Origin of the sequence: Bradyrhizobium sp. WSM3983 (genome assembly GCF_000473045.1) — a bacterium.
GTDB lineage: Bacteria > Pseudomonadota > Alphaproteobacteria > Rhizobiales > Xanthobacteraceae > Bradyrhizobium.
The window spans coordinates 20,490-34,234 of the sequence record NZ_AXAY01000039.1 but is presented as its reverse complement, the minus strand read 5'-3'; the positions used below and the strand labels follow the sequence as shown (position 1 = coordinate 34,234).

The following is a 13,745-nucleotide window of genomic DNA, read 5'->3' as shown; positions in this document are numbered from 1 at the left end:
ACGGTCGTCAGCCGAGTGAACGAGCGTGTCGAATCAACAACCGAGCCTCGGGACGCCGCGAAAGCGACGATCGCCCAGCAATTCAATGGCTCGCGCCCGGACACAGAAATACCGTTGCTTGACACGCGCTTCCTTCCCTAGTGGGCAACTGTTGTTTATATGGACAACTAATTGCCTTTGAGGCACGTATATGGCCTCTCGTTCAATGAGACAAGAGGCTCATTCGGGCTGCTGCCATGGAACCGGTTAGAGGCTCGTGACGGAGCTTCTCGAGTCAGGTGAAAAACGGCTGCGTTAATCGCGACTTATGACGATGAGCACAGTGGCGTTTGCACCGATCCGTCGCACGTGATGTACGAGATGGCCGGGAAACTGGAGGTAGTCGCCAGCCGACATCGCGACGCTTCGGTCAACGAACTTCACCTCGATCCGCCCTGAAAGAACGTAGAGCATCTCTTCGCCTGCATGTTCAGCGTGTGTGGCTTCGCTGAAGTGGCGAGGGGGCGTCATGAGAAATGCTTCGTTCCGTCTGTCACTCCCTGCTGGCGACAGCGGAACAAAGGAATACCCGTTTATCGGGTCGTCCTCAGGCTTGTGGTTTGCGGTGCGAATAAGATGGATATCGGAATCATCAATTTGCTCGCCGAACAAGCGAGCTACGGGGATGTCCAGTGCCCGCGACAACTTCATAACAGTCGCTATCGACGGGGCCTTGGCGTCCTTTTCGATCCGCGAAAGAAATCCCTTGTTGAGGCCCGTCGCCTCGGCTAGCTCGTCTAGGGTCATATTCTTCTGCCGACGGCTCGACCGTAGGCGAGCGCCTATGCGGCCGGCGGCTGCTGTGTCGATCTCTTCAACTCTCTGTCTCGCCAGCAAACTGGTCTTTTTGATCATTGCCATCGCTATCTGCATTCACCGGCATACTATCAGCTCGGCGGTGCGTCTCTCCCACTCTGATTAGCGGAAGCGTCAAGTTGACCGATTAATCTCAATTTTTTGAGAACGAAGGGCGCTTCCGCGCGCCATTTCCAGCCGCCAGTCCCCAAGAAGGGGGATCCCAGCTGCCAGCCGGCCCAGGCGGACAACTAGTTGCCTTTGCAACAACAATTGGTCGCGATACGGCGTTTGTCAAGGCAGTTCAGGGCCCTTGTCCGGTGAGGAAAGCACCCGTGGCGGCTTTAAGCTGCTCCGCGGTCTTGATTGGCGGCTGCGAACCAAAGTCTGCCGCGCGGAAGCTTCGTTTCAGAGCGAGAGCGCTAGAGCCGGTTCAGCGCTTGCCTCAAATCGGCCAAGAGGTCGGCCTCATCTTCGAGCCCCACCGACAGCCGGACGAGATCTTCGCCAACCCCGCCTTGCAAGTGAGCCTCGGGTCGAACGGTTTGCCGCGCGCGGACAATGCTTGCAGGATGGGAGACGAGTGTCTCGACGTCGCCAAGACTGACGGCGATTGTCATCAATTCAAGTTTGTCCATCATGCGCCTTGCCGCGTCAAATCCTCCCCGCAGACCGAACGACATCATTCCGGATCCGCCTGACATCTGCCTTTTTGCAATCGCATGCCTCGGATGCGATGCAAGGAATGGGTAATTCACCCAGGCAACCGCAGGATGCTCGTCGAGCATACGCGCAATAGCAAGCGCATTGGAGCCATGTCGCTCCATTCGAAGCGGCAGCGTCTTCAACCCTCTCAGTATCAGAGATGACGCCATGGGAGAAGGGGCCGCGCCGGTGATGAAGCGTAAGCCCTGGTTGTGGATCCTGTCGATGAGCTCCGATCTTCCCAAGAGAGCCCCGCCAAGCACGTCTCCGTGGCCGCTGATGTATTTGGTCAGCGAATGCAGAACGATATCGGCTCCGTGCTCGAGAGGACGCTGCAACGCCGGTGAGGCGAAGGTCCCGTCGACAAGGACCAGAAGACCCGCACGATGAGCCCGTGCCGCGATGGCGGCGATATCGAGTACGTCCCCCGTTGGATTAATAGGCGTTTCGAAATAGACCGCCCGACTGTGAGGTGTGATGACCGCATCCAGATTGACTGGGGCGCCGAGGTCGACGGGAACGACTTTCACACCGAAACGCGGCAAACCCTGCTCGGACATGGCCGTAGTGTTCGAGTACAAGGTGCGGTGGACGATCAGTTCATCACCTTGCGACAGCAGGGACAGCGTCAGGGCTCCCACAGCAGCCATTCCCGATGCCAGGACCAATCCGGCCTCGGCTCCTTCCAAATTGGCGAGGCGGGTCTCCAACAACTCGGTGGTCGGATTGTGCTCCCGAGCATAGAGCTTGCCTCCGAGCGCGGCGGCGGCGTCGACGTCGGCCATGCTCTCGAAGCCGTAAGTAGAGGTGAAGTAAACCGGGTGAGACACCGCCCGATGATGGTCGGCCGGATCATACGCGTAGTGAATGGCGCGCGTTGCGAACCCTAGCTCCGAGCCATGACTTGGCGCTGTCGCGACCTTTTGGACAGAATTGGGAGCTGACATTCGAAAATCTCCATTAGCGGGCGGTTCCTGACTCTTTGCACCTCAAGGAGCGAACCGCTGCATCGCAGTTTATGTTGACTCAACTCTGCCGCTCAGGCAACAAGTTGTCCATAAGAAATAACTGCACCGGAGGATTGCAAATGCGTAAGAGCCGCGCGCCCGCGCTTGTTCAATTGGCTTTGATCTCGACAACCTTTCTCTTAACGGTGGGCCACGGAGCATTGGCCCAAACGACCACTACCCTGGAGAAAGTGAAGGCGAGGGGACACATCGAGTGCGGCGTTTCTCAAGGGGTCGCAGGCTTCTCATCTCCGGACAGCGCCGGCAACTGGAGTGGTCTCGACGTTGATTTTTGTCGTGCGCTCGCGGCGGCAATCTTCAACGACCCAACCAAGGTGCGTATGTCGCCGCTTTCGGCAACCGACCGTTTCACGGCTTTGCAATCCGGTCTTATTGACGTCCTGGCGCGAAATACGACGTGGACTTTGCAGCGCGATACGGCGCTCGGCTTCAACTTCGCAGCCATTACTTATTTCGACGGACAGGGCTTCATGGTCAAGAAGTCCCTCAACGTTAAGGGGGTGTCCGAACTTACGGATGCCTCGATCTGCATCACGGCGGGGACCACGCACGAGCAAAACGTTGCGGACTACTTTCGTGCTCACAAGATGAAGTTCGAACCCGTGGTGTTCGGCACGGCCGACGAGACGGTCAAGGCCTATGATGGAGGGCGTTGCGACGTTCTGACGGCAGACGCCTCGGGACTGAGCGCCTACAGGGTGAAGTTACAGAATCCGGCCGAGCAGGTGATCTTGCCTGAAATTATCTCAAAGGAGCCGCTGGGACCAGCCGTTCGTCAAGGTGACGACCAATGGCTCGATATCGTCAAGTGGACGCACTTTGCGATGCTGACCGCCGAGGAGTTGGACGTTACCAAGGCGAACGTGGATGAAATGGTGCGCTCGGACAAGCCTGACGTCAGGCGCCTCCTCGGTATTGATAACACGCTCGGCCAGAGCCTTGGCCTGACGGCTGATTGGGTGGCGCGGATTATCCGGCATGTCGGCAACTACGGTGAGGTCTTCGACCGCAATCTGGGACCGTCCACACCCCTGCGAATTGCCCGAGGCCTGAATGCGCAATGGACCAAGGGCGGTCTGCAGTACGCGCCTCCCATTCGTTGAAGCCCGGAAGCAAACATGATCTTGGATCCCCGGCGGGTGAGAGAGAGCTGCAGGGGATCGCTTGGGCGGTTTCGACAATGCTGTCTCGGTTAGTTAGTCGCTAGGGTTACGGCGGGGCTTGTACCGGACATGGAAAATACCGACCGGCAACTGCGGTACTTCGTGAAAATTTCGGAGCTCAAATCCTTGTCACGTGCGGCGGATGCGCTCGACCTCACCCAATCGGGAATTAGCCGCCAGCTTGCGTCACTCGAAGCCTATGTCGGCAAGCCGTTGTTTTCCCGTACTGGACGAGGAGTTGAGCTGACGAGAGCCGGTGAAAGACTCTTCGATGTCGCAAAGGCGGCCTACGCGAACATCGATGACGCTCTTGAATCTGTGCGTGATAAAGAAGGTGTGACCCAAGGACATATCAGGATCGCTGTCATCCACACCTTAAGTTATTACTTCATGTCCGACGTCGTTGCCGAGTTCATGGTGCAGAGGGAGAGCGTCAATCTTTCACTGATAAGCCGGAGCTCGCCTGAGGTTGTCGCGCTGGTCGAAAGCGGGAAGGCCGACATCGGATTCGTATACGATTCGGCTGTCGACTCCGCAGAACTTCAGGCAACTCCGTTGTTCGAAGATGAGATGTGCATGATCGCACGCGAGGACAGCGTATGGCCGGACGATATCGACCTTACAACATCGCGACATAAACTCGTGGGATTCCCGCCACACTATGCACTGCGGAAGATGCTCCAGGGCGGCGGCCTTGCTCCGGAGTTTGTGGCGGAGGCAGAAACAATCGATGCGATGCTCAAGTTGGTTTCTTCGGGCGTTGGCGCTTGTGTGCTGCCGGCTCGAATTCCAGACAGGCTACTCGTCGATTATGGTCTTAAGAAACTTAGGATCATTCGACCGATGCTGCGCCGCCGCGTCGTCGCCATCGTGCGTGACCACAAGCATTGTCCTCCGCTGGTGCGGGAAGTCGTGAAGATCGCGCTCGCCAAGGTGCGATAGCGCCTCATTGGCTGCGCAGCGGCACGCAAGCAGGATAGCGCTTGAGCCACGCTCAACTTGTCGATTTAGGGAGATTGACGTGAATTCCTCTGCCAACAAAGAACTCCTAACCTCAAGCATTGACGTTGACCCGACCGAGACAGATGATTGGCTGCGGTCGCTAGAGTCAGTCGCACGCCAAAATGATGGCCGAAGGGCTCGCTTTCTGCTGAACGCGCTCGATCGCCGCGCTAAGGAAATCGGCATTGTCGAGGATAGTCATCCTTATTCTCCCTATCGGAACACAATCGAGCTCGAGAAGCAGCCGCCGTTCCCCGGCGATTTGGCGATAGAGGAACGCATTACCTCGATCATTCGCTGGAACGCGCTGGCAATGGTCGTGCGCGCGAACCGAGCCTATGGCGAACTCGGTGGGCATGTAGCGAGCTACGCGTCTGCGGCAGAGATCTTCGAGCTGGGCTTTAATCACTTCTTTCGTGCGCCGAGCGAGAGTGATGGTGGTGATCTCGTCTTCTTTCAACCCCATTCGGCTCCGGGCATCTATGCACGCGCCTTCCTCGAGGGACGATTGAGTGAGAACAGCCTTGCCCACTATCGGCAGGAGATGTCGGGCAACGGCCTGTGCTCCTATCCACATCCCTGGCTGATGCCGGATTTCTGGCAATTCCCGACAGGATCGATGGGTATCGGTCCGATAAGCGCGATCTATCAGGCGCGTTTCATGCGCTACATGCGGGATAGGAAACTGCACGACACCGACGCTCAGCACGTTTGGGGGGTGTTCGGCGATGGTGAGATGGACGAGCCGGAATCTGTCGCCGGGCTTTCCCTGGCTGCGCGGGAACGTCTCGACAATCTGACGTTCATCGTAAACTGCAACCTGCAGCGACTTGACGGGCCCGTGCGAGGGAATGGCCAAATCATCCAGGAGCTAGAGAGCCTCTTCAAGGGGGCGGGCTGGAATGTCATCAAGGTGCTATGGGGTTCTGAATGGGATCCAATCTTCGCCCGTGACACCTCGCATAGCTTGCTGCGCCGCTTCGCGGAGACGAACGACGGCAAGTACCAGACGCTCGGCGCAAAGGACGGCGCCTATAACCTCGCGCATTTCTTCGACGGGGATCCGGACGTCCGCAAGCTCGTCGCACATCTGTCCGACAAAGATATCGACCTTCTCAAACGCGGCGGCCACGACTTCCGCAAGCTCTACGGGGCGTTCCTTGCCGCGAGGAGCACTAAGGGGCGTCCCACAGTCATCCTTGCGAAGACCAAAAAAGGTTACGGTATGGGCGGGGCAGGCGAGTCCCGTATGACGGCGCACCAAGCCAAGAAGCTGGATGTCGACGCGCTGCTCGCGTTTCGCGACAAGTTTTCGCTGCCACTAACCAATGCGCAAGTCGAAAAGCTCGAGTTCTATCGCCCCGCGGAAGGGTCGGCGGAACTGGGGTACCTGCATGCGCGCCGCCGTGCTTTAGGTGGCTACCTGCCGGCGCGTCGCAAAAGCGCGAAGCCCTTATCCGTGCCAGATCTGGCGAGCTATGGCGAATTTGCGCTCAAGGCAGATGGCAAGGAAATGTCGACCACCGTCGCGATGGTGCGACTGTTCAGCAATCTACTGAAGAGCAAGGACTTCGGACCTAAGATCGTTCCGATCGTCGCTGACGAGGCTCGTACCTTCGGCATGGACAATCTGTTCCGCCAGGTCGGTATCTATTCCCCGGTCGGCCAGCTCTACGAGCCGGAGGATGCCGGTTCGATGCTTTACTACAAGGAAGCCGTCGACGGACAGCTCTTGGAGGAGGGCATTACGGAAGCGGGGGCGATTTCGTCCTGGGTGGCGGCCGCGACGTCCTACAGCGTGCACGGCAAGCCCCTGCTGCCGTTCTACATCTACTATTCGATGTTCGGTTTCCAGCGCATCGGCGATCTGATCTGGGCGGCTGCCGACCAGCGTGCACGCGGCTTCCTGATCGGAGCGACCGCCGGCCGGACCACCCTCGGCGGCGAGGGCCTGCAACACCAGGACGGCAGCAGTCATGTCATGGCGGCGACGGTGCCGAATTGCAGGGCCTACGACCCGACCTACGCTTATGAAGTGGCAACGATCGTCGATCATGGTGCCCGACGGATGATGGAGCAGGGCGCCGACGAGTTCTTCTACATCACGGCGATGAACGAGAGTTATGCTCAGCCTTCCATGCCAAAGGACGTCGCCGAAGGCATTATCAAGGGCCTCTATTCGCTGATGGGACCGCAGACCGGTCGCGCCAGTGTGCGTCTGCTTGGATCGGGGGCGATCCTGCCCGAAGTTGTGGCCGCAGCCGGGTTGCTCTTAGCCGATTGGGGTATCGAGGCGGAGGTGCTAAGCGCAACTAGCTTCAGCGAACTGGCCCGTGAAGCCCGAGAGGTCGAGCGTCGCCGCATGCTCAGCGGCGACGCGACAGGACTCAGCCACGTCGAGCGCCTGCTCCCCGGCGATGCTCCGATCGTGGCAGCAACTGATTATGTTCGTGCCTATCCCCAACTGATCGCTTCCTATATCGAAGGTCCTTTCGTCGCCCTCGGCACGGACGGCTTCGGCCGCAGCGATACACGATCGGCCCTGCGGGCCTTCTTCGAAGTCGATCGCAAGCATGTCGTTCTTGCTGCCATCTATGCCCTAGCGCGCAAAGGCAAGGTTTCACAGGACATCGTCGCAAAGGCGACCAAGGAATATGGGCTTGGAGCCGTGCCAACGGCGCCTTGGCTTTGTTGACCTCCGGCAGCAGCCACTTCGCGACAGCAATGACCGGATTTTCTGGAGAACCCCTTTGGCTTCATTTCAAACCGTCGAGTTGCCTTCAATCGGCGATTACAAGGATGTCCCGATTGTCGAGATTTTGGTCAGGCCAGGCGACGTCGTCCGCCTCGACGAGCCTTTGCTCGTACTCGAATCTGACAAGGCGACGATGGAGGTACCTTCTCCCTATGCGGGCCGGATCGTCGAACTGAAGGTCGATATTGGCCGTAACGTCTCCCAGGGGATGCCGATCGCCGTCATCGAGGTCGCGGACCCGGCTTCGGTCCCTTCGGCAACCGTGGCCCAGGCAGAGGCGGCGGTCCCGGCTCCCACGCCCGCAGTCCCGGTAGCTGCGCCTCCTCAACCTGTCCTGGCTTGCGCTCCCGAGCAGGGCAATGGCGGGGCGGGTAAGGCGGGCGCGCATGCCACGCCGTCGATCCGCGCCTTCGCGCGAGAGCTCGGAGTCGATCTCGTCGACGTAAAGGCGAGCGGGCAAAAGGGCAGGGTATTGCGCGAGGACGTGCTTGCCTTCGTCAAAGCCCGGATGACGGCACCCGCGCACGTAGGGGCCACCGGATTCTCGCTTCCGCCCGCGCCGTCCTACGATTTCGAGAAATATGGGCAAGTGGAGCGGATTCCGCTGTCACGGATCCAACGCATCTCGGGCACCGCGCTGCACCGGAATTGGCTGACCATCCCTCATGTCACCAATTTCGACAACGCCGATGTCACCGAACTCGAAGCCTTTCGCTTGGCGACCAACGCGGAGAAGCGCGAGCCGTTGGTTAAGCTCACTATGGTTGCTTTCCTCATAAAGGCCTCGGCGATCGCTCTGGCCGCACATCCGCGCTTCAACGCTTCGCTCGAAGGCGAAACAGTCATTCAGAAGAAATACATCCATGTTGGCTTTGCGGTCGACACGCCGAACGGCCTGTTGGTTCCCGTCGTCCGTGATTGCGACCGCAAGGGTCTCCTCGATATCGGCGTCGAAATGGCTGCCCTGTCGGAGAAAGCTAGACAGGGCAAGCTGCAGGCCCGCGAAATGGAGGGCGGCAGCTTTTCGATTTCCTCTTTGGGGGGAATTGGTGGCACCGGTTTTACGCCGATTATTAACGCTCCGGAAGTGGCCATCCTCGGGGCGGCGCGCTCGCAGATGGAGCCGCGTTGGGATGGGCGGGCGTTTGAACCCCGGCTGATCACGCCCCTAAGCCTATCTTGGGACCACCGCGTGGTGGACGGCGTCGCCGCCGCGCGATTCCTTGGCTGTATCGCCGAGATCCTGAGCGACCTTCGCCGCGCAATGCTCTAGGGAAACACCATGGCCAAAATCGAACTGATCGTGCCTGACATCGGGGACTTCCACGATGTTCCGGTCGCCGAAATCTTCGTGCAGGTCGGAGATAGGATCAACCTCGAGCAAGCAGTGGCGTCGATCGAGAGCGACAAGGCGACGATGGATATTCCCTCGCCCGTCGCTGGGAAGATCCTGTCGCTGAACGTCTCGGTCGGTGATCGCGTCTCGACGGGTAGCCTACTCGGCCTGATCGAAACCGATGCTGTGAATGCACCAGCGACTACGGGCAGCGAGCGAGCCGCGACCATCGCTGCGCCGGGGGCGGGACGCTCTACCGCGGCGGTCGCGCCATCGGGCGGCGATTTTGACCTCGTCGTTATCGGAGGCGGCCCGGGTGGGTACTCAGCCGCTTTCAGGGCTGCCGATCTTGGTCTGAAGGTGGCTTTGGTCGAAACCAGAGCGCAACTCGGTGGCGTCTGCCTCAATGTCGGCTGCATCCCCTCCAAGGCTTTGCTGCACGTTGCGGCGGTCAAGGAGGAGGCAGGCCGCCTCGCCACACATGGCATCACTTTCGGCCCGCCGCAGGTTGATCTCAATGCGCTCCGCGACTTCAAAAAGTCAACGGTGAAGAGGCTCACCGATGGGCTCGATTTCATGGCGAAGATGCGGAAAGTGCAACGCATTACAGGAACAGGCCAATTCACCGCGCCGAACCGGATTGAAGTCGTGCTATCGAGCGGTGGAGCGCTGGCCCTGCAGTTCAAATCATGCATCATTGCGGCGGGGTCTTCGCCGATCGCGTTGTCACATCTGCCCGACGACCCGCGAATCGTTGACTCGACTGGCGCGCTCGAACTCCCGCTTGTCCCCGAGCGGATGTTGGTTGTTGGCGGTGGTATCATTGGACTTGAAATGGCCACCGTCTACAGCGCGCTTGGAGCGCGGGTCGATGTCGTCGAACAAACGGATCTCATCCTGAATGGCGTTGACCGCGACCTCGTAGCCATCTGGATGAAACAAAATGCCAGACGCTTCGATCGCGTCATGATTGGAACGCGCCTGGAGGCGATTGACGCCAAGCCAGACAAGCTGACCGGGCGCTTCAGTGGCGACGCCGCCGACGGCGACTACGATCTCGTTCTCCAAGCAGCTGGCCGGCGACCAAATGGCGCAAACCTGTCGCTCGAAGCTGCCGGCCTCACTGCAAATAATGGCTTCATCAAAGTAGATCGGCATATGCGGACACAGGTCGCGCACATCTTCGCGATCGGCGATATCGTCGGTCAGCCCATGCTGGCGCATAAGGCGGTCCATGAGGCACACGTCGCCGCTGAGGTTGCTGCTGGGCACAAAGCCGCATTCGACGCGGCGGTCATTCCTTCCGTCGCCTATCTCGACCCAGAGATCGCTTGGGTGGGCGTGACGGAGGAGTTGGCCAAGGCCAATGGCCTGGCGATCGAAGTCGCAAAATTTCCGTGGACTGCCTCTGGGCGCGCCATCGCCAATTCTGCCGATTTCGGTGTGACCAAGTTGATCTTTGCAAAGGAAACGGGCCGAATCGTCGGTGGCGCCATCATCGGCCCGAACGCAGGCGATATGATCGGAGAAATCTGTTTGGCGATTGAGATGGGAGCGGACGCCATCGATATCGGTCGAACAATACATCCGCATCCTACGCTTGGTGAAAGCATCGGAATGGCGGCAGAGATAGCCAAGGGTACCTGTACCGACGTGCCGCCGAAGGCGCGTATCACGTCGTCAGTTGGCAGTGTGATCGAGAGTTAGTGACCGAGGCAGACAATTGATTCGTTCTGTCTTCGCGGATCGTGGGCGCGACCAGATGATCCCTCCGTTGCTGCAGGAACCGGTGATGAACGGGCTCCCGAGCGGAGCAAGCACGGTCGATTGTAGCTCAACGCCGAAGAACTCATCTCAGATATGACTTGAGGTTCATGGCACGCTTGCACCTCCTGCGACATGTTAACTTTTTGATGCGGGATCATCAGGCTTCCCGCAAAATGCAGGAGAAGACAGATGAAGGCGGAGCTGCGGGCAAAGGAATATTTCGACGACCGCGCCACGCGGGAAATGGCTGAGCATCTCAAAGGCGCGAAGCGCAGCTACAAGGAGACGCTGGCTTACGCCTGCCGGATATTGGCCATGACCGGTCAGGAAGCGGGGCTCGCGGGCCAAATCAGCTTTCGCTCCGAACGCCCCAATGCCTATTGGACCTTGCGGTTTGGTCTGGGCTTCGATGAGGCGACTCCTGATGATTTCATCGAAGTCGACAGGGACCTCAATACGCTGACTGGGGAAGGCATGGCAAATCCTGCCACGCGCTTCCATCTATGGGTCTACGACGCAAGGCCTGACGTAAAGTCGTTGATCCATACACATTCACCGTGGGCCTCGGCGCTGGCTGCGGCGCGTCAGCCGCTCGTGATCGCGCAGATGGACATGACGCCGCTGCACGATGACTGCGCGTTTCTCGGAGAGTGGCCCGGTGTTCCGATCGCGGACCAGGAGGGCGTTCTCATCTCGGAAGCACTCGGTCGCAAGCGCGCAATCATCCTGGCTCATCACGGCTACCTTACTGCCGGCGTATCGATCGAAGAGGCGACATATCTGTCGGTCTACCTCGAGCGTGCCGCGCGGATGCAGATTCGCGCGCAGGCGTTCGGTCCGCTGACGCCTGTCGATGATGCGCTGGCGAAGGAAGCACACGACTATCTGCTCAAGCCGTCCATCGTCGGAGCTACCTTCGACTACTGGTGCCGGCAGACCCATTCGGCGGGTCCAGCCGCGAAGTAGCCGGGCGCGAAGGCCGTATCTTCGTGGGGTTTCCGCGTGAAAAGGAAGGGGCCCGTCCAGCGGGCCCCTAACTATCAAAAATAAAAACCGGAGGAGGAGAACGATCATGAAATCCGTCGAGGAGCGGGGGCGCCGTCACTATGTGATCGCCGGACTTGCCAGCATGATGGGGACGACGATCGAATGGTATGACTTTTTTCTGTATGGAACGGCGGCCGCACTCATCTTCAACAAGATCTTCTTTCCGAGTTTCGATCCTGTTGCGGGGACGATGGCGGCATTCGCGACCTATTCGGTTGGGTTCTTTGCGCGCCCCTTAGGGGGCATCGTCTTTGGTCATTTCGGCGACCGGATCGGACGAAAATCGATGCTGCTCATCACATTGGTCTTGATGGGCGTGCCGACGATGGCCATCGGCATTATTCCTTCCTACGAGAGCATCGGCTACTGGGCCGCCGTTTTGTTGGTAGCGATGCGGTTTCTTCAAGGCGTGGCTGTGGGCGGCGAGTGGGGGGGCGCGGTCTTGATGGCGGTTGAACATGCTCCCGAAGGCAAGAAGGGCTTGTTCGGCAGCTTGCCGCAAGCTGGTGTCGCCCCGGGTCTCATTCTGTCATCCTTGGCGATGAGCATGGTGGCGGCGCTTCCTGAGAAGGACATGTTGAGTTGGGGCTGGCGTCTGCCATTTCTTGCCAGTGTGGTTCTATTGGCGGTCGGCTGGTTCATTCGGGTCAACGTTGCCGAATCCCCGGATTTCGAAAGAGTGAAGGACAATGGCAACGACGTTAAAGTCCCGATCGCCGAAGTCTGCCGGAGCTATCCGCGGGAGGTTCTCCTGGCGATCGGCGCGCGGTTCGCGGAGGTGACCTGGTTCTATACCGTGTCGAGCTTCTCTCTTGCGTACGCCGCGGGTACGCTTGGCATCCCGCAAACAGTAATTTTAGACGCGACGATCTGGGGCGCCGCGGTCGTACTGTTTACTATGCCGCTGTTCGGATTGCTTGGCGATCGTATCGGCCACAAGCACGTCTTCATGATTGGTGCGGTCGGTATCGTGATCGCAGCCCCCGTCTTCTTCAATCTTCTGGGCAGCAAGGAGGTGTTCTGGATCAACGTCGCGATGATCATCGCCATCGGGCTCGTCTACGGTTGCCTGTATGCCCCCGAAGGATCGTTGTTCTCTTCGCAATTTCCGCCAGAAGTACGCTACACCGGCATCTCCCTGGCCGTGCAGGTCTCCGGGGCGGTAGGCGGTGGTCTTGCTCCGATCGTTGCGACTTGGCTCTTGGCGCGAAATGGAGGTGATCCACAATATGTGGTTTGGTATCTCATGGTCCTAGCCGCTATCGCCCTCCTTTGCGCGTGGCGTATGCGCGCAGCGGCATTCATTGCCGCCCAAGAGCCCGCAGACAGGGCGAGCGCGGCTTCTAGCGTTTCGGCGAGCGTGGCATCATGAATAAGATCGACTACTTTTTCTGGATGAACTCGGACTGGGCCTATCTCGGCACTGACCGGCTAGAGCAAATTGCTGCCAAATATCAACTGAAGATCCGCTACATGCCGGTCGATCTTCCTGACGTCTACCGGCGGACGGGCGGACAATTGCTAGGCAATCGAGCGCCCGAACGACAAGCCTACCGGATCGTCGAACTAAACCGTTGGTGCAAGAAGCTCGGAATCCACGTAAATCCAATGCCGAAATTTATGTGCCCGAATGCAGACGCGGCTTCGCGGATCGTGATTGCCGCGGATCGCATGGGATTGAGCATAGTCTCGCTCTACAAGGCCATTTTGCGTGCCGAGTGGTGTGACGATCGCGATATCTCCGATCGCGAAGAGCTGAAGCGCATTTTGGCAGAGGAGGGGCTCGACGCAGACCGGTTGCTATTGGCGGCCGATGTTCCCGAGATTGAGGCGTTGTATCGACGTTTCACGGATGACGCTGTGGAAGCCGGCGTTTTTGGGTCGCCATCTTATGTCTTCAACAACGAGCTGTTCTGGGGCCAGGACCGACTGGATATGCTTGAAGAGGCGATCACAAGCTCCATTGGAGGTGCGGCGCGTCGTAGCAATTCTCAATCGAGCACTGGTGCAACAGGAGGGCGATAGGCCGCGCACGCCCCTTCGGCACGAACGCTTCTGATCTCGGATTCTCAGTTTCGGCCCCCTCCCTGGGCCGGACCACGGGGCCT

10 protein-coding genes are annotated in these 13,745 nt (G+C 59.0%); 8 read left to right on the top strand and 2 right to left on the bottom strand.

Annotated features, from left to right (window positions below; genetic code table 11):
- Positions 1–294: 294 nt before the first annotated feature.
- Positions 295–900, bottom strand: a complete 606-nt coding sequence (locus YUA_RS0136510) for an XRE family transcriptional regulator (protein ID WP_051383582.1) — start codon at positions 898–900, stop codon at positions 295–297.
- 356 nt (positions 901–1,256) lie between these two features.
- Entirely contained in the window at positions 1,257–2,486 is a 1,230-nt protein-coding gene (locus YUA_RS46175) for a PLP-dependent aspartate aminotransferase family protein (protein ID WP_051383581.1), read from the bottom strand.
- 140 nt (positions 2,487–2,626) lie between these two features.
- Here YUA_RS46175 and YUA_RS0136500 point away from each other — a divergent pair, with 140 nt between their 5' ends.
- The 8 genes from YUA_RS0136500 to YUA_RS46155 all read left to right on the top strand — a co-directional run bounded on the left by YUA_RS0136500 (position 2,627) and on the right by YUA_RS46155 (position 13,662).
- Positions 2,627–3,670, top strand: coding sequence for an amino acid ABC transporter substrate-binding protein (locus YUA_RS0136500; RefSeq protein WP_035972673.1), 1,044 nt, complete (start codon positions 2,627–2,629; stop codon positions 3,668–3,670).
- 129 nt (positions 3,671–3,799) lie between these two features.
- Positions 3,800–4,672 carry a LysR family transcriptional regulator gene (locus tag YUA_RS0136495; RefSeq protein WP_027535096.1) on the top strand — a complete coding sequence of 291 codons (873 nt, stop codon included), beginning with the start codon at positions 3,800–3,802 and terminating at the stop codon, positions 4,670–4,672.
- A gap of 79 nt (positions 4,673–4,751) precedes the next feature.
- Positions 4,752–7,427, top strand: coding sequence for an alpha-ketoglutarate dehydrogenase (mdeB, locus tag YUA_RS46170; RefSeq protein WP_035972671.1), 2,676 nt, complete (start codon positions 4,752–4,754; stop codon positions 7,425–7,427).
- A gap of 55 nt (positions 7,428–7,482) precedes the next feature.
- Positions 7,483–8,760: a 2-oxo acid dehydrogenase subunit E2 gene (locus YUA_RS0136485; RefSeq protein ID WP_027535095.1), complete on the top strand. Its 1,278-nt coding sequence runs from the start codon at positions 7,483–7,485 to the stop codon at positions 8,758–8,760.
- A 9-nt stretch (positions 8,761–8,769) separates the two neighbouring features.
- Positions 8,770–10,530, top strand: coding sequence for a dihydrolipoyl dehydrogenase (lpdA, locus tag YUA_RS46165; RefSeq protein WP_051383580.1), 1,761 nt, complete (start codon positions 8,770–8,772; stop codon positions 10,528–10,530).
- Positions 10,531–10,779: 249 nt separating this feature from the next.
- Positions 10,780–11,556: an aldolase gene (locus tag YUA_RS0136475; RefSeq protein WP_027535094.1), complete on the top strand. Its 777-nt coding sequence runs from the start codon at positions 10,780–10,782 to the stop codon at positions 11,554–11,556.
- A gap of 106 nt (positions 11,557–11,662) precedes the next feature.
- The gene (locus YUA_RS46160) at positions 11,663–13,009 is read left to right on the top strand and encodes an MFS transporter (RefSeq protein WP_051383579.1); all 1,347 of its coding nucleotides are present in this window, start codon (positions 11,663–11,665) and stop codon (positions 13,007–13,009) included.
- Positions 13,006–13,662: a 2-hydroxychromene-2-carboxylate isomerase gene (locus tag YUA_RS46155; protein ID WP_051383578.1), complete on the top strand. Its 657-nt coding sequence runs from the start codon at positions 13,006–13,008 to the stop codon at positions 13,660–13,662. The genes YUA_RS46160 and YUA_RS46155 overlap by 4 nt, the downstream gene beginning before the upstream one ends.
- Positions 13,663–13,745: the final 83 nt, after the last annotated feature.